Genomic DNA, 15,989 nt, shown 5'->3' on the forward strand with positions numbered 1-15,989 from the left:
CGAGCATGAATGCTTGCATTACCCATACGGGGCTATCACCCTCTGAGGCCCTGCTTTCCTGACAGGTTCTGGTTGTCTCACATTCATGACTGGCCTGGTCCGGGTTCGCTCGCCACTACTACCGGAGTCTCTGTTGATGTCCTTTCCTCCAGGTACTTAGATGTTTCAGTTCCCTGGGTTCGCTTGAAACCTCCTATGTATTCAGAAGTCTCATACCTTCGTTTGATAACCGAAAATCCAAACCCACGACGACTTGCGTCATCATGAGCTTAGAGTTTCGGCTATCGAAGGTGGGTTTCCCCATTCGGAAATCCGTGGATCAAAGCTTCTTCGCAGCTCCCCACGGCTTATCGCAGCGTAGTACGTCCTTCATCGCCTCTCAGCGCCAAGGCATCCACCGAACACCCTTAAGGCACTTGATTGCTCTCATTATCAATATCCACACACTCGGCAGAATGTTGGCCGCACACTTGCGTCCGGGACCCGAAAGTCCCCTCGGCACGCACCCTCGATGAATGCTGCATGCGGCTGGACATTGATTAGAAAGACCAGCTTGCTTCGTAAGATCGAACCGATGGCGAGGCGGTCAAGCTTCGCCAACAGGATCATTTACAACCCGCTCATCTTGCAACTTGCGTTGCGACATAAACGGGCGCCGAAATGACCTGGAGATAGTGAATGAACGCCGACCATGCCTGGCGGCACGACCTGCGATCCAGACTCGGATCGATCTCCTCTTTACGATGTCAGAAATCCCGCACGTCCACCGGTTAAAGGATGGAGCCATGCGAAGCGATGTTTTCGCGGACGGCGATACAGAAACCTGCAAGGAGCAAGCCGATCGATCAAACCATCTGGTGGAGCCAGACGGGATCGAACCGACGACCTCATGCTTGCAAAGCACGCGCTCTCCCAGCTGAGCTATGGCCCCGTACCAGAAGACGAATGCAGCACTCGACAAGATGGTGGGCCTGGGAAGACTTGAACTTCCGACCTCACGCTTATCAAGCGCGCGCTCTAACCAACTGAGCTACAAGCCCCTACGACGAGAGACTTGCCGGCGAGCGATCCCGATGACGTCATCGCGAGATGAAGCCATCATGATACGTCGATCGCCACGGCCGCCCCTGGCGCGTGTTCGTCCGCGAAGAAAGAGAAACGAAGACGGCGAAATCCCGCCAATGCAGCTCGACGATCTGGCGATCGCCGGCCACTGATGTTTCCAAGAGACCCGATAGAAGAGCGTGAGCGCTTCTGAAGGGCCATCCTTAGAAAGGAGGTGATCCAGCCGCAGGTTCCCCTACGGCTACCTTGTTACGACTTCACCCCAGTCGCTGACCCTACCGTGGTCGGCTGCCTCCCTTGCGGGTTAGCGCACCGCCTTCAGGTAAAACCAACTCCCATGGTGTGACGGGCGGTGTGTACAAGGCCCGGGAACGTATTCACCGTGGCATGCTGATCCACGATTACTAGCGATTCCAACTTCATGGGCTCGGGTTGCAGAGCCCAATCCGAACTGAGACGGCTTTTTGAGATTTGCTAGGGGTTGCCCCTTTGCTTCCCATTGTCACCGCCATTGTAGCACGTGTGTAGCCCAGCCCGTAAGGGCCATGAGGACTTGACGTCATCCCCACCTTCCTCGCGGCTTATCACCGGCAGTCTCCTTAGAGTGCTCAACTAAATGGTAGCAACTAAGGACGGGGGTTGCGCTCGTTGCGGGACTTAACCCAACATCTCACGACACGAGCTGACGACAGCCATGCAGCACCTGTGCTCCATGCTCCGAAGAGAAGGTCACATCTCTGCGACCGGTCATGGACATGTCAAGGGCTGGTAAGGTTCTGCGCGTTGCGTCGAATTAAACCACATGCTCCACCGCTTGTGCGGGCCCCCGTCAATTCCTTTGAGTTTTAATCTTGCGACCGTACTCCCCAGGCGGAATGCTTAAAGCGTTAGCTGCGCCACTGGAGAGTAAACCCTCCAACGGCTGGCATTCATCGTTTACGGCGTGGACTACCAGGGTATCTAATCCTGTTTGCTCCCCACGCTTTCGTGCCTCAGCGTCAGTATCGGGCCAGTGAGCCGCCTTCGCCACTGGTGTTCTTGCGAATATCTACGAATTTCACCTCTACACTCGCAGTTCCACTCACCTCTCCCGAACTCAAGATCCTCAGTATCAAAGGCAGTTCTGGAGTTGAGCTCCAGGATTTCACCCCTGACTTAAAGACCCGCCTACGCACCCTTTACGCCCAGTGATTCCGAGCAACGCTAGCCCCCTTCGTATTACCGCGGCTGCTGGCACGAAGTTAGCCGGGGCTTATTCTTGCGGTACCGTCATTATCTTCCCGCACAAAAGAGCTTTACAACCCTAGGGCCTTCATCACTCACGCGGCATGGCTGGATCAGGCTTGCGCCCATTGTCCAATATTCCCCACTGCTGCCTCCCGTAGGAGTTTGGGCCGTGTCTCAGTCCCAATGTGGCTGATCATCCTCTCAGACCAGCTACTGATCGTCGCCTTGGTGAGCCGTTACCTCACCAACAAGCTAATCAGACGCGGGCCGATCTTTCGGCGATAAATCTTTCCCCGTAAGGGCTTATCCGGTATTAGCACAAGTTTCCCTGTGTTGTTCCGAACCAAAAGGTACGTTCCCACGCGTTACTCACCCGTCTGCCACTGACGTATTGCTACGCCCGTTCGACTTGCATGTGTTAAGCCTGCCGCCAGCGTTCGCTCTGAGCCAGGATCAAACTCTCAAGTTGGACTTGAAACTTTGAACCGGCTGATCACAACGTTTGACGAGGTCCCACCATAATCATTGAACGCGATTCACATCGCGGACAACGCGATCTCATTGCTGAGACCATGGTGTAACCTTTGAAACGTGTACCGCCGAAGTCTTTCGTCCGGTCCCGATCCGCAAAAGGCCGAAGCCCTCCGCTCGTCAGAACCCGCAAGGACTCCGCCGTCCACGTTTCTCTTTCTTCATCTTCACTTGTCAAACAGCCCGGGTCCGGAGACCCAACTTCCATCCCTGGAAGCCTCGTGAAACACTCACCGGACGACAAACAACAACCGACGGGTGTCGGCTGTTGATTCACTCAACCTAGTGAGGAGCTTCACAGGCGTAGCAATATGCCTCGGCAAAACCCGAAGCAGCGCCGCGCTCAGTGGGCGGGTTATAGTCTCACCCCCGGACGCTTGTCAACGCCCATCGTCAACAAATTGTTGCACGTGGACAAACAATTCCGCAGCGCGAAGAACCAGGATCCGCCGGCGACCCACGCCGTACTTGAGCCACATTCCTGCGACGTTCTCACAAAGAGTTAAGTCTTGAATCGCCGATTGCTAGGGGGCATCGGCCGGCAGCTTCAGGACACGGTGGTTTCAAGAGAGGGCGATCGTTCAAGCGCATCGCCTCATCCAGGTGACCGCAACGCATCAAGGGGTTCAGGCGCCATTGATATTCGGGACTGCGCGCAACACGGCGTGAGTCTCGGACGAGCATGAAGCATCCGCGGCTTCCCGCGCCGTTCCTTTCGTAGGGGCGCCGGTTCGCGAGGTGCAGGGAATTTCGCCGGACGCGGGCGGACATCGGGGGGAGACGGCGGATTGAATACGGCGCGCGGTGGCCATTACGGACGCGAGACCGGGATCATCGATCTCGGCCACGAGCCGCCGCTTTCCGCCGACGGATCCGAAGCCGCCGTGATCGACCGTCGCCGTATCTCGGTGCAGTGGTTCAGCGGCACCATCCTGACAGGTCTGTGCGGCGCGGCCCTTATCGGCGGCGCCGTTTTCGCCTCGCTCGACGGCGAAACCACGTTTGCCCGCATGCCGGAGCGGGTGGAAGGCACGCTGCGCGGCTCGTTCGGGGCCGGCGACCACCAGACCAGTCTTCACAAAAGCGACCGCCTGCCGCCGCCGAGCGAGGCCGCTGCCGCAAGGCAGGTCATCCGCGTCTCAACCGTAACCCGCGCCGGCAATCGCGACGTGATGCGCGTGCGGCCCTTCGTTCGCGTATCCGGCAACCTGTCGATGGCGACCAGCGACCTCAGCGCAAAGATTCCGCCATTCAACGCCCAGCGGCTGCTCTCCGACGTCGGAAGTCCCGGCCCGGCCGTCTCCGAAGATGCCAGCGCGGCAGCGGCCGCCGAACCCGACGCGGAAGTCTCCTTCGTGACCCGCGATCTCGCCCCGATCCTGCCGAAGGCGAAGATCGCAGCAACGATTCCGCTGGATGAAGTCCTGATGCGGGTGCGCGATGCCTCGAACTGGCGCGGCAACGGCGGCGTGCGCTACACCATGGCCAACGCGACGGCCGATGTCGGCGGCGCAACGTCGAGCATCAAGATGGCCTACGCCGCGGAGGGCGGCGTCGATCCCTATGCCGGATTCGAGGCCCGCATCGTCCCCGAAAACGTGACGTTGCTTCCGAAGACCAGGGAGCAGTCGACCGGCGGCAATCCGGTCGCCGAGCGCGTGCATCTGGTCAAGCGAGGCGACACCGTCATTTCCGTGCTGCGCGACCAGGGCGCGACACCGGAAGAAGCACGGGCAATCGCGGCAACGCTCGGGCCGCACGGGCGCGACGGCGGACTTAAGGAAGGCGAGAAGCTGCGCATCCTGATGGCGCCCGCAGCCCCGGGCCAGCGACTTCAACCCTATCGCGTGATCGTGGCAAACGATTCGACGATCGAGGCCGTCGCCGCCCTGTCGGACCTCGGCAAGTACGTCGCGGTCGACGTTGCGAGCATGAATTCGGTCGCGGAGACTGCCGATCCCAGCGACAACGAAAACGACGACGGCAGCGGGGTCCGGCTTTATCAAAGCATCTACGAGACCGCGCTGCGCGACAAGGTGCCACCCACGGTCATCGAAGACATGGTCCGCATCTACTCCTACGACGTCGATTTCCAGCGCAAGGTCCAGCCGGGCGATTCGTTCGACGTCTTCTATGCCGGTGACGACGAGGGAACGCCGGCGACCGAGAAGAACGAAGTGCTTTATGCCTCGCTCACCGTGGGCGGCGAGACCAAGAAGTACTATCGCTTCCAGACCCCCGACGACGCGACCGTCGACTACTACGACGGGACCGGCAAAAGCGCTAAGAAATTCCTGGTCCGCAAGCCGGTCGCCAGCGCCGTTATGAGATCCGGCTTCGGCATTCGGCGCCATCCGATCCTCGGCTACGTGAAAATGCATACCGGCGTCGATTGGGCCACGCCGTATGGCACGCCGATCTTCGCAGCCGGCAATGGCGTCGTCGAAAAGGCCGAATGGGAGGGCGGCTACGGCAAGTACGTCCGCATCAAGCATAATAACGGCTATGAGACCGCCTACGGCCACATGTCAGCCTTCGCCAAAGGCATTGTGCCCGGCAAGCGGGTGCGGCAGGGACAGGTGATCGGTTTCGTCGGCTCGACCGGCCGCTCCACCGGAGCGCACGTGCACTACGAAATTCTGGTCAACGGCCGCTTCGTCGATCCCATGCGCGTCAGGCTTCCGCGCGGCCGGTCGCTGGAGGGTCCGATCCTTGCCAGCTTCGAGAAAGAGCGCGACCGGATCGACGCGATGATGAACAGCCGCAATGCCGGCGCCCGGGTCTCCGACGCGACGGGCACCCCTGTCCTGTCCCAGGCCCGGCAGGTCTCCAACCGCTGAGGCGGGTGATCAAGCCGGGAGAAAAACGATCCGCATTGGGGGCTCAGGGTGAGGGTTACTCACATGCGCGCAGCGTCGTGACGTGAACTCCCGCGGGATGGCCCAGGATTTCAGACAAGGTACGACACGTTCCGTCCGCGCACAGCCGGCCACACCGGAATTGCCGAGCAGGAGTTGCGGCATCGGAGCGCGCTGCGGTCGCCATTCAAACCAGCCATCACGGAGTCGCGCCTCCGGCGGCGGCTCCATGCCGGCGCCCGAGCCCTTCACGCGCGCTTCCACCAGCTCGAGACCGCGCGGCGTGACGCGCCAGTCTTCCTGCCAGCCGGTCTTCTCGATCGAATGGGTCCACGCCGGCGTGAACGCTGCAAGCGCCAGCGTCTTGGTGACGCCCGCCGAAATGAGGCAAAGGCTCATGTCGCAGCCGTCGAGTGGCGGGATCCGCGCCGCCACTGCCAGGTCACGACCGCGAACGCCAGCCCGTAGCCAACCCAATCGCTATATTTGAATTCGCCGAGCAGGCAGAGCGCGGCGACAAACGCGGTACGACGAAAACCGCTTTAGACATTGGTATGAGTGAAGGCGCCGGCGAACGCGCATGCGGATCGCGCGCGCATATCCGGACATCCGCCTCCATGAACTTCGGCCTGTTCTTGCGTGCCAGCGTCACACGTGCGGCGCGGTTCAATATCGTTCCGACGTCCAGACGGGTTTCCTTGCGGCCGAATCCGGCGGATAACGGACGGCTTGTTCAACCCGTCGTCCTTTTGCACCGACCAAGCGCAAGATCCGAGCCATGACCGACCACCGCAAGCTGCTGCGCGCGATCTTCGATGCGGCGGTGGCCGCCGCTCATCCCGATAACATTCTCGATGCGCACCTGCCGCGCGCCCCGAAAGGTCGCGTGATCTGCCTTGCCGCGGGAAAAGGCGCGGCCGCCATGGCCGCGGTCGTGGAACGGCATTACCTCGATGCCGCGAGGCTCGGCCCCGAACGTCTGGTCGGCGTGGCCACGACACGTCACGGCCACGGCGTGCCGACACGCCGCATCGGGGTAATCGAGGCCGGCCATCCCGTGCCCGACGAGGCGAGCCTGCGCGGTGCCGATCTCAGCTTGAGGCTCGCGAGCAGTGCGACCGCCGACGATCTGCTGCTGGTCCTGCTGTCGGGCGGCGGATCGGCCAACTGGATCGCGCCCGTGGACGGCGTATCGCTCGCGCAGAAGCAGCAGGCCAACCGCGCTTTGCTTCGATCCGGCGCGCCGATCGGCGACGTCAACACGGTGCGGCGGCATCTGTCGCGCATCAAGGGCGGGCGGCTGGCGCGGGCGGGACGATGCGCGGACATCGTGACGCTGGCGATATCGGATGTGCCGCGCGACAAACCGGCCGACATTGCCTCCGGCCCGACCGTGCCCGATCCGACCACGCTGGCTGACGCCCGCACATTGGTCGCAAAGCACAATCTCACGCTCGACGATGCCGTCATCCGCGCCCTCAACGATCCGGCCAACGAGAGTTGCAAGCCGGGCGACGCCGCCTTCGCGCGCGCCCGCTTCGACATCATCGCGCGCCCCGGTGCTTCGCTCGCCGCAGCCGTCAGACTCGCGCGCGATGCTGGCTTTGAGGTGCTCGACCTCGGCGCCGATCTCGAAGGCGAGGCCCGCGATGTCGCCGCGGATCATGCGAAAGTGGCGCTCAAGGCGCGCGCCGACGGACGGAGACTTGCGATCCTGTCGGGCGGCGAGCTTACGGTGACGGTGCGCGGCAATGGACGCGGCGGCCCCAACCAGGAATACGCGCTGTCACTGGCATCGCAGCTCAAGGACACGCCCGGCATCTCGGCCTTGGCGGCCGACACCGACGGCGCCGACGGCGGCGCGGGCAGCGCGAACGATCCCGCAGGCGCCATCATCGATGCCCGCACCTTTGCGATCATGCGCGCGCAACGCCTCGATCCCCTCGCCTATCTCGCCAACAACGACGCCACCGCGTTCTTCGCCGCCACCGGCGACCTGCTGCTGACCGGTCCGACGCTCACCAACGTCAACGACATCCGCGTCATTCTGGTTGATGCCGCCTGATTGGCGCGACAGTCCGGGCAGCCCGCAGGACAGGAGCGCCCCGGGTGTCTTTAACGTCTTCGCTACGCCTGATGCCTATGCAGCGGTAGCGCTACGCCGGGATCAGCGCGGCCTCGTCGTCGTCGATCTGGTCATCGAGCGGAGCGAACGTGCTGAGCGGTCTGGTCGATAGCGTGATCGGCTTGCGTTGGCCGTGCAATGCCGGCGCCGCATGGGGCTGCCGTGCCTCACGCGACAACGCGAACAGCGTGGAGCCGACGCGGCCGCCGAGCTGGATCAGATCGCGCTCCGAGCAGTTCGAGGCGATCGACAGCGCCAGCGTATGCAGGTGGCTGCGGCGGTAGCAGAACAGTGCCAGCATCGCTCGTACATCCGGAGCAACGCTGGCGATGAGCTGCGGCAACCCATGCTCGTTGGAACGATACATGGCGCCCAACAGATCATCCTTGACTGGACATATGTCGTTCTCGAAAGCGTCCTGACTCGACCACATGGAGACTCTCCTGGATCAGGAGGATGCAACGCAATTTCCTAACGAGAAGTTAACCACCCGCACAAAGAGCTGCCCGACCGCCTTGCAATCCGGTTCCGAATCGGAATGCGGGCCATGTTCGCGGATGCTGTGCCGGGTCAGGCGTTGAAGGCCATGACCACCGACAGACCGAAGCCGGTAAGATGATGCAGCGCCTGATCGACGCCGATCAGCGTCCAGAACCACGGGTGCTGACGCTCCTGGGTCACCTCGAAGGTCGAGGAGAGGAAGCCCTTGGCGCGGTCCACGACGATATGGATCGCAAAATCGATAAAGGCGATGAACCAGAAGCGCGGCGCGATCACCAAAATCAGCAGCAGCGCGAGCGCCAGATGCACAAGGCAGTGCGCGAGCAGCGGCAGCGCCCAGCCGGTCTTTTGATCCTTGCCGACCGCCATCCACGAATTCTGCAGCACGAAATCGGCGATCACGTGCTTGACGGTCAGCACGGCCATCCAGCCGGCCAGCGGACCTACCGCGATCGACGACGACAATGAGGGAAGCAGCACGCGGACGCCCCTTGTTAGTGTGTGGGTTCGGAAGTTCGCTTCATCGCCCCTTGCGAGTCCGTCAAGCAAACTTCCGAACCTAAACCACGCTAGAGCGTTTTCAAGCGAAGTGGATACGCGGTTCGCGTAAAGAAAACGCGTCAAATCAAAAATCATGGAGCCCGCTTCTGATTCCATCAGAAGCGGAAAGGCTCTAGAACTATAAAATCACGCGAACCGGATTCCACTTCGCCCGAAAACGCTGTAGTGAACAGGTTCTAACATTTGCATCGGTTTCTTGCGAGCACCCTGGTCAAGTCGGATTCGGAAGAACCGGCGCTGATGCGCGAGCGCCGGCTCCGACCCGCTCCCTGATCCCGGCGATGACGCGCTTCAAGGATTCCTGCCGCGGGTCCGAACTCACGGCTGCGCGGGCCTCTGTTATGGCGCCCGCCAGATCCGGACAGGACAATGCGCCGTCGAGCGTCGGTTTAATGAGATGATCGACGATCAAATTCCAGTCCTTCAGACTCCGCGCGTAACCATCGCCGTGACCCCGCACCATCTCGGCTGTCGCGACCACCGCGGCGACTGCGGCAGGCTGCTTCGTCAGGCTGCGATCGATCATGTGCAGCCAGTGCTCGACCCAGGCGCGCTCTCTGGCATAGCGGAAGGAAGACAACCGCCAGCGCTTGAGCGAGGCTTCGATCCGCAGGCGGCGACGCCGCAATCGGCCCGCCGCGCTGAACCGCATGGTGACCGGCAGATGTAGCCATCCCGGATACTGCAGTATCCACAGCGCGTAATCGGCCGCCGTTTCCGGCAGCAACGACACCAGCTCATCAAGACGCAGCTTGCGGACATCGTCCGGCGGAACGCCCTGCCCCGCTTCAGCCTCGGCAAGTTTAAGCTGCGCCATCCGGATCGCGTCATCATATGCCATGCGCGCGGCCATCAGCCGCGTGATCTCGGCAAATGCCGCGTCATCGACGTTGCGCCGGCCGATAAAGCGCCTCAGCCGGGCGACGTAAAGCTGCGCGTAGCCCGGTCCCTGATAATCGATCAGGCGATGCACGGCATCGGCCGCGACCGGCCTGACACAGTCGGGCAGGCCCGCCGGCAGCACCGGTATCGGATCGTCGTCGTCGCCGAGCACATCTGCGAAAATCGAGCGGATCGCGGGAAGAACGCCGGTGCTTCTTGGAACGCCGGGATTCATGCCAGCTCGGGTGTCGCGGTCGCCGGCGCTGTACGTTCCGCCAGCCGCTCCTCGAGCTTGCCGATGTTCTGAAACAACCGGGCGCTGGCCAGCCGCAGGAAGTAGAAGCCGAATTCGGGATTCTGGACGTAAAGCTGTTCCACCTGGCGATAGCTGACGCTGAGCACGGTGCCGCTTTCGATGCATTCGAGCGACTGGGTGCGCTCGTTGGAAGGCGACAGCATCCCGAGTTCCCCGACAATGGCCCCGACCGGAAGCTCGATGCCGGACTCCACCAGGCGATAGCGGCCGCTGACGATGTAGAACATGCTCTCGGCCTTCTCGTTTTTGTAGAACAGCATGTCGCCCGCCTCGCATTTACGTTCGGTCATGAAAGGCTTCAGCCAATCCATCGACAGGTCGCTGTTCACGGACTTCTTCACCTCGCGCACGAGCAGCAGCATCTGGTGCAGGCGATAGCCGTTAAGGCAGAACAGCCCGGCGTGAAGCCCGAACTGCAGGACGTTGTGAAGCGGGACCGCAGTGATCATCAGCACGAGATTGGCCAGCATGCCGAAAGCCCGGAGCGGAATCATGGTCCGCATGGTGTAGGTGGCAACCACAAAGAACGAGGCGGCCAGGCTGCCGATCGTTCCGAGATGGTCGGCTAAATGTGATGTGTCCATGGCGGTCCAGCCAATTTCCTTGAAGCGATGAGGTTGACGACGGTCTTTCAGGCGGCCGCCGGGGACGCCGTCGCCGGGCATGATATTCGGGAAGCAACGGGCATTATATACGGGATTATAACTCAATAACTCGGCTAAAATGCCGCTCGCCGACGCGCGGCCGCCAACCCCTCGCCTCGCAGGGAAGGCGTTTAGTCCGGCGTCGAGGGCTTTCCGAAATCGACCTAGCGGGGGCGGCGGGGGCGGCGGGGGCGGTTCAGACGTTCGCTTCGGTCTCTCTGCAAGCCCCTCAAGCGAGCTTCTGAACCCGAACCCGCTGGAATCATAAGGTTGCTATAGCGTTTTCGAGCGAAGCATGTCCTCGGGCTTGGTCTGAGGATGGCTACCGGTTCGCGTGAAGAAAACGCGTCGAATCAAAATTTAGAGCCCCTTCCGGAATCGGAACACTAGAATTCTTTGTCCAAGACGGCATCGGTTGAGCCGGCTTGAGGTTTACTCCTGGCTCACCGTCTGCAGGTAGGCGACGAGATCGTGGCGAGAAGGCACGTCGAGCACGCGCACCGGCATGCGGGCGCCGGGTACGAATTTCTTCGGATCGGCCAGCCAACGGTCCAGATTATCCCGCGACCAGACCAGACCGGCGCTCTGGAGCGCGGACGAATAATGATAGCCAGGGACGGTGCCCGCCTTGCGGCCCACCACGCCGCCCAGCCGGGGACCTGCCTTGTCGGCATCCAGCGCGTGACATGCCGTGCATCGTTCGCTGAAGAGCTGCTTGCCGTGGACCGGGTCAGGCGGCGCATTGGGAAGGAAGCGCGCCAGGTTCTTGCTCTGCGATGGATTCACCGACCGAAGAAGCGTGTAGCTGAGCGTGATCGTATTGACGGCCTTGTTGTCCGAATCCTCGGCGAAGGCCGGATCGACGAAAAAGACGACCGGCATCTCGATCTTCTGATGCGGGTCGAGGCGCTCCTCGTTGAAGCAGAAGCACTGGATCTTATTGAAATAAGGCCCGCTGGTGTTCGGCGTGACATTGTATGTCGCGTGGGCGACGATCGACTCGTTGCTGAGATTCTCGGCCTTGAAGAAAACCATCTTCTGCTCGCCGAGATGAACATCCACGGAACGCTGCTCCGGCTCGAACCGCCACGGCAGATCCGACGCCACATTGGTGTCGAACGCAACCGTAACGGTCTTGTCGGACGTGACGGCCGGGTCCGTATATGCCCGTTGCGTCGTTCCTCCGTATCCCGTCGCACTGCAGAACACGCGATATATTTCCGGCGAATAGGCGACGAGTCCGAGCATAATGCCGAGCGCCACGAACGAGGGCAGGAGAACGTTCAGGTGCTTCCAATTGCGCGGCTTCATAATTTCGATCTCTCCCGCGATGCCATCCCGGCATGGGGTGTAGATCGATGCGGGGCGGCCGTCCACCCATCGAAATGCGGACATGATAAGACAAAATGCGATATTCGCGCGAATTGACGCATTTGTGATCTGTTCGAATAATCACGCCGCGTTCGTATCGCGAGCGCTGAACACCAAGCCGAGCGTTAAACGCAAGCGATGGCCGCGCACGGTCAATCCCACGGGGGAGAAATAATAATGTATGCGTCCGAGCCGGGCTTTGTGTTAACTGACTTGTATTCCACAACGTCCGCACCGGCGAATTGTCCTGGCCACCGGACAGGTGATTGCCCGAGCGCATCGCGGTATCATAGCTTTTTACCGCGGGAGTGCATGCAATCAGGAACCCGATGGCGAAGTGGATCGATGAATTCCGGCGCGGATTGCAGGGCGTCTCCGTGCCTTCGGCGATCCTGGGTTTCAGCCTTGCGGCGGCCTGCCTGATCCTTGCAACCGCGCTCCGGTTCGGAATCTCGTTTTTGCGTCCCGATGTGCCCTACGGCCCCTATCTTCCCGCTGTCTTTGCGGCCGCCGCATTCGGCGGAGAACGCGCCGGGATCGCCGCCGCGATAGGCGGCGCGGCTCTCGGCCTCATGCTGGATTTTGGCGGGGCGCCACAGGGACTGGCCGCGGCGATACTCGTCGCGATCTATTCCGTCGTCGCGGCGCTCGTCATTCTGGGTGTACGGCGCTACCGTTCACTGGTGGCGCACCACCACGAGCTCACACGCCGCCTCGGCAAGGAACAGCGCTACCGCGAACTCGTGGTGGAAGAACTGCAGCATCGACTCAAGAACAAACTCGCCACCATCCACGCGGTGGTCAGGCAGGCGCTCCACGATTATCCGGTCGCCTGGAGCAAGATCGACAGCCGCATCCGCGCACTGTCGGCGACCGACGACCTGATTGCGCGCACGGACGGTCGCGGCTGCGATATCATCGACCTCCTGCGCCTGGAGCTTTCCCCCTACGGCCACGTCCGCTTCACACTGGACGGCAAGCCCCTGTTCCTGCCGGCGAAGCTCGCGGTCAGTCTCGCGCTGGTGTTTCATGAACTCGCGACCAACGCCGCCAAGTACGGAGCGTTCTCCACGCCCCGCGGCGTCCTCCATGTGTCATGGACCGTGACCAACGACACGTTATCGATCGTCTGGGACGAATCTGGCGGCCCGATCATCACGGTGCCGGGCAAGCCGGGGTTTGGAACGCATCTTCTCAATGCCGGCCTCCGCCCGTTCGATGGGAAATCGGAGATCGCGCTCCTCAGCACTGGATTGCATTGCATGATGCAATGCCGGATCGAGTCAGCCAACGGCCAATAACGTTATCGCAAAGCGGGACTGCGGAGGCCTTCATCCTTGGCTCGCCAAGATACGGCCCGGAAAACGCCGCAACCGCCAGGCCCGCAAACTTGCCGCGTTCGGGAACGCAACGGACCGCTGCCGGTTCTATCGGTGTTGCGTCCGCGCGACGGCGCAACGGATCGTATCGCGACGAGGAGGATCCCATGCGAAACTATCTTCTGCCTCTGGTGGCCGCCGTCTCGCTCGGTACCGCCGTCCCCGCAATGGCCTACGATTCCGGTGACCTTCTCTCGATGCAGGAGGCGCTCGGCGTCGCGACCGACATCGGGCTTGTAACCGTCTCTGACACCGAGTTCGCCGGTAACGAGTGGCAAATCGAGGGGCGCGACCTGTCCGGCCGATACATGGAGGTCGACGTCGACGCCATCACCGGCGAAGTATTGAACGTCGATCGGTAAAAACACCACTATGTCAAGGCTGTGAGCGATCGTCCGGTCCAGCTTTAGAGCTATTCCGGCTTGATGGAATCGAAGCCGCTCTAGCTAGCTTTTGTTGCGACGCGTTTTCTTCACGCGAACCGGCATCCGTCCTCGGGTCAAGCCCGAGGACATGCTTCGCTCGAAGACGCTATAAAGCGTGATCCCGAAAAAGCCTGCCCCCGACTGGATCCGGGGCGGCAACCGGCTTTCGGGAAAAGATCATGCTCGTTCAGACATGACGGCGGTGCGGCCGGACGTCCGCCGCCCGTTCATCTCCATGCTGAACGTTTCACCCGTTACGACGGGGCGCCAGCAACATCGGCCCGTATCTGAGAGCAAACAGGCCGAAGCCGCCGATCCATAGCGCCGCCGAGGCCTCAATCAACATCGGAGGCGAACCACTGGCCGCCGCCGCAACGCGCGCCATGGCGGCAAGGATCACAAGGAGATAGATAAGGGCCGTGGTTCGATCCGCCGCGAGCGGACGGCCGGTGTGGCCGAGCGAAACGCGCGTCATGACGCCGAGCGTCATGGTGCCGATGGCGCCGGCGGTCAGCGCGTGGATCGCAGCGGCTTCCGGCACGTGAACTGTCAGCCTCGACACGCCCAACAAGGCTGCGCCGACGACGACCCAGAGATACCCGACATGAAGAACGCTCAACAGCGGTTCGGCTGTGGTGGCAATGCCGCGCCAGCGCCAAAGCCGCCAGAGATTAAGTACCGCGGCGACAACCAGAAGCCCGCCGACAGGCGGAAATGCCGGAAAAAAGGCCCAGCCGATCATCCCGGCATGGAGCGCACCAAGCGCGATGCTATCGACCCGGTCATGCGCGGGTGGAAGGGCGTCCGCGCCTTGCTTGACGAGCCAGTTGCGCGTGAAGGCCGGGATGATCCGCCCGCCGACCACCGAGATCAGGACGATGATCGCCGTCAACCCGAGGCGCCATCCGAGGCCCGCGGGCACGGAGAAACCTGCAAGCTCCAGATACATCAGAAGATCGGCGATCCCAAGAAAGGCGACCGGGAGCGGCATGGGCATGTTGCGCCAATTGCGCCCGGCGACGATTTCGCGGGCGCAGACCGCGCAAAGCACGAACGGAAAAGCGAGATCGATTGCCGCCGCGAGCCAGAACGGGATCGACGCCGACACGAGACATGCGACCCGGCCCGCGAGCCACAACGCCGCCAGCGCAGCGAGCGGCCAACCGCTGACCGGCGCCCGGCCGGTCCAGTTCGGGATCGCAGTCAACAGAAAGCCGGCGATGGCCGCCATGACGAAGCCGAACAGCATTTCGTGAATATGCCACGTCAGCGGATCGAAGCGGCTGGGCGGCGCGATCCCCATCGTGAGCATGACGATCCATCCGGCGAGTGCTGTCGCCGACCAGATGCCCGCCATCAGGAAAAACGGTCTGAAGCCGATCGTCCAGATCGCCAATGGCCTGGCTCTTGCGCTCTCCACATCCGACATGGCCATGCGACATCCTCTCATCGTTCCGCCCGCAGTTGTCAGCGCGCAAGTTTCGGCCGCGGGAAACGGTATCCTCGATGGTCAAACATGAGATTGCGCTGACGCAACCGACAGGTTGATCGGGTGGCGACCCCGATGGTGGCATAGACCGTATCGAACAGGCCGCAGGCCCGCAACGTCACCGAACGGCGAGCAACAAGCCTGAATCCGGATCATCTCGCGGTGCTGCTTTGCCAGCCCAACAGAATCGCGGACAATTCGTCGCGTGCTAACGGTTTCGAGAGTCTGGGTCGATCTGAATATTCCGGCGGAAAGGCCCTGTCGCCGCTATAGCCGGTCACAAAAGCAAACGGGATTTGCAGCGCGGCCAACCGCCCCGCGACAGCAAAGCTTTTTTCCTTGGAGAGCCCGATGTCGAGAAGCGCGAAGTCGGGAGCGCGTTCGTCGATCATCTCCAGCGCCTGAGCGACGCTTGAGGCAATCCGGACTCCTGTTACGCCGAACTCCACAACCATCTGCTCGAAGTCGAGCGCGATGATGGCATCGTCCTCAACGATCAAAATGTCGCCGGGCACGTCGGCTGGCATGTCGGCTGGCATCGCTGCCGAATTATCGGGAACGACGGGCTTCATGAAGTCTCATCCGGTGATGGCTGAAATTCCGCTGGAACCTTAA

11 protein-coding genes, 2 tRNA genes, 2 rRNA genes and 1 pseudogene (1 of these 16 running past the window's edge) are annotated in these 15,989 nt (G+C 61.7%); 4 read left to right on the forward strand and 12 right to left on the reverse strand.

Going from position 1 to position 15,989, the window contains the following annotated elements:
- From ACMDCM_RS11455 to ACMDCM_RS11470, 4 genes are all read right to left on the reverse strand, one after another.
- Positions 1-422, reverse strand: a 23S ribosomal RNA gene (locus ACMDCM_RS11455) (it extends 2,398 nt beyond the left edge of the window).
- Positions 423-855: 433 nt separating this feature from the next.
- Positions 856-931: transfer RNA gene (locus tag ACMDCM_RS11460), tRNA-Ala, on the reverse strand.
- A gap of 32 nt (positions 932-963) precedes the next feature.
- Positions 964-1,040 (reverse strand) — tRNA-Ile (locus ACMDCM_RS11465).
- A gap of 232 nt (positions 1,041-1,272) precedes the next feature.
- Positions 1,273-2,761, reverse strand: a 16S ribosomal RNA gene (locus ACMDCM_RS11470).
- The 16S and 23S rRNA genes sit together here with 2 tRNA genes alongside, the layout of an rRNA operon.
- 850 nt (positions 2,762-3,611) lie before the next feature.
- Between ACMDCM_RS11470 and ACMDCM_RS11475 the strand changes: the two genes are divergently transcribed.
- A complete protein-coding gene (locus tag ACMDCM_RS11475; protein ID WP_412773677.1) occupies positions 3,612-5,663 on the forward strand; it encodes a M23 family metallopeptidase in 2,052 nt (683 codons plus the stop codon).
- Between the two features lie 55 nt (positions 5,664-5,718).
- Here ACMDCM_RS11475 and ACMDCM_RS11480 read toward each other — a convergent pair.
- Positions 5,719-6,080 (reverse strand): annotated as a pseudogene (locus ACMDCM_RS11480) (DUF1850 domain-containing protein).
- A 379-nt stretch (positions 6,081-6,459) separates the two neighbouring features.
- Here ACMDCM_RS11480 and ACMDCM_RS11485 point away from each other — a divergent pair.
- Positions 6,460-7,746, forward strand: a complete 1,287-nt coding sequence (locus tag ACMDCM_RS11485; protein WP_412773678.1) for a glycerate kinase type-2 family protein — start codon at positions 6,460-6,462, stop codon at positions 7,744-7,746.
- A 91-nt stretch (positions 7,747-7,837) separates the two neighbouring features.
- Here the strand turns inward: ACMDCM_RS11485 and ACMDCM_RS11490 are convergent, their stop codons facing one another.
- From ACMDCM_RS11490 to ACMDCM_RS11510, 5 genes are all read right to left on the reverse strand, one after another.
- Positions 7,838-8,239, reverse strand: coding sequence for a hypothetical protein (locus ACMDCM_RS11490; RefSeq protein WP_412773679.1), 402 nt, complete (start codon positions 8,237-8,239; stop codon positions 7,838-7,840).
- A 137-nt stretch (positions 8,240-8,376) separates the two neighbouring features.
- Complete coding sequence (locus ACMDCM_RS11495) at positions 8,377-8,733, reverse strand: DUF3307 domain-containing protein (RefSeq protein ID WP_412774733.1); 357 nt, start codon at positions 8,731-8,733, stop codon at positions 8,377-8,379.
- Positions 8,734-9,079: 346 nt separating this feature from the next.
- Positions 9,080-9,985, reverse strand: coding sequence for a DUF6537 domain-containing protein (locus ACMDCM_RS11500; RefSeq protein WP_412773680.1), 906 nt, complete (start codon positions 9,983-9,985; stop codon positions 9,080-9,082).
- Positions 9,982-10,650 carry a Crp/Fnr family transcriptional regulator gene (locus ACMDCM_RS11505; RefSeq protein WP_412773681.1) on the reverse strand — a complete coding sequence of 223 codons (669 nt, stop codon included), beginning with the start codon at positions 10,648-10,650 and terminating at the stop codon, positions 9,982-9,984. The genes ACMDCM_RS11500 and ACMDCM_RS11505 overlap by 4 nt, the downstream gene beginning before the upstream one ends.
- 492 nt (positions 10,651-11,142) lie before the next feature.
- On the reverse strand, positions 11,143-12,021 hold the full coding sequence (locus ACMDCM_RS11510) for a cytochrome c oxidase assembly protein (RefSeq protein ID WP_412773682.1): 879 nt from the start codon (positions 12,019-12,021) through the stop codon (positions 11,143-11,145).
- A 389-nt stretch (positions 12,022-12,410) separates the two neighbouring features.
- Here ACMDCM_RS11510 and ACMDCM_RS11515 point away from each other — a divergent pair, with 389 nt between their 5' ends.
- On the forward strand, positions 12,411-13,382 hold the full coding sequence (locus ACMDCM_RS11515; protein WP_412773683.1) for a sensor histidine kinase: 972 nt from the start codon (positions 12,411-12,413) through the stop codon (positions 13,380-13,382).
- 185 nt (positions 13,383-13,567) lie between these two features.
- Positions 13,568-13,822, forward strand: a complete 255-nt coding sequence (locus ACMDCM_RS11520) for a PepSY domain-containing protein (RefSeq protein WP_412773684.1) — start codon at positions 13,568-13,570, stop codon at positions 13,820-13,822.
- Positions 13,823-14,132: 310 nt separating this feature from the next.
- Here the strand turns inward: ACMDCM_RS11520 and ACMDCM_RS11525 are convergent, their stop codons facing one another.
- Together ACMDCM_RS11525 and ACMDCM_RS11530 are read right to left on the reverse strand one after the other, a co-directional pair.
- Positions 14,133-15,320 (reverse strand): NnrS family protein, encoded by a 1,188-nt coding sequence (locus tag ACMDCM_RS11525; RefSeq protein WP_412773685.1) that lies wholly within the window; start codon positions 15,318-15,320, stop codon positions 14,133-14,135.
- Positions 15,321-15,526: 206 nt separating this feature from the next.
- Positions 15,527-15,901, reverse strand: a complete 375-nt coding sequence (locus tag ACMDCM_RS11530) for a response regulator (RefSeq protein WP_412773686.1) — start codon at positions 15,899-15,901, stop codon at positions 15,527-15,529.
- Positions 15,902-15,989: the final 88 nt, after the last annotated feature.

This window comes from Nitrobacter sp., from assembly GCF_047149785.1.
In the GTDB taxonomy this organism is placed as follows: domain Bacteria; phylum Pseudomonadota; class Alphaproteobacteria; order Rhizobiales; family Xanthobacteraceae; genus Nitrobacter.

Coding starts and splice junctions, on each gene's coding strand:
- ACMDCM_RS11485 (WP_412773678.1), top strand. CDS start 6,460: ATGACCGACCACCGCAAGCTGCTGCGCGCGATCTTCGATGCGGCGGTG.
- ACMDCM_RS11495 (WP_412774733.1), bottom strand. CDS start 8,733: ATGGCCGTGCTGACCGTCAAGCACGTGATCGCCGATTTCGTGCTGCAG.
- ACMDCM_RS11510 (WP_412773682.1), bottom strand. CDS start 12,021: ATGAAGCCGCGCAATTGGAAGCACCTGAACGTTCTCCTGCCCTCGTTC.
- ACMDCM_RS11530 (WP_412773686.1), bottom strand. CDS start 15,901: ATGCCAGCCGACGTGCCCGGCGACATTTTGATCGTTGAGGACGATGCC.
- ACMDCM_RS11505 (WP_412773681.1), bottom strand. CDS start 10,650: ATGGACACATCACATTTAGCCGACCATCTCGGAACGATCGGCAGCCTG.
- ACMDCM_RS11490 (WP_412773679.1), bottom strand. CDS start 8,239: ATGTGGTCGAGTCAGGACGCTTTCGAGAACGACATATGTCCAGTCAAG.
- ACMDCM_RS11515 (WP_412773683.1), top strand. CDS start 12,411: ATGGCGAAGTGGATCGATGAATTCCGGCGCGGATTGCAGGGCGTCTCC.
- ACMDCM_RS11520 (WP_412773684.1), top strand. CDS start 13,568: ATGCGAAACTATCTTCTGCCTCTGGTGGCCGCCGTCTCGCTCGGTACC.
- ACMDCM_RS11500 (WP_412773680.1), bottom strand. CDS start 9,985: ATGAATCCCGGCGTTCCAAGAAGCACCGGCGTTCTTCCCGCGATCCGC.
- ACMDCM_RS11525 (WP_412773685.1), bottom strand. CDS start 15,320: ATGGCCATGTCGGATGTGGAGAGCGCAAGAGCCAGGCCATTGGCGATC.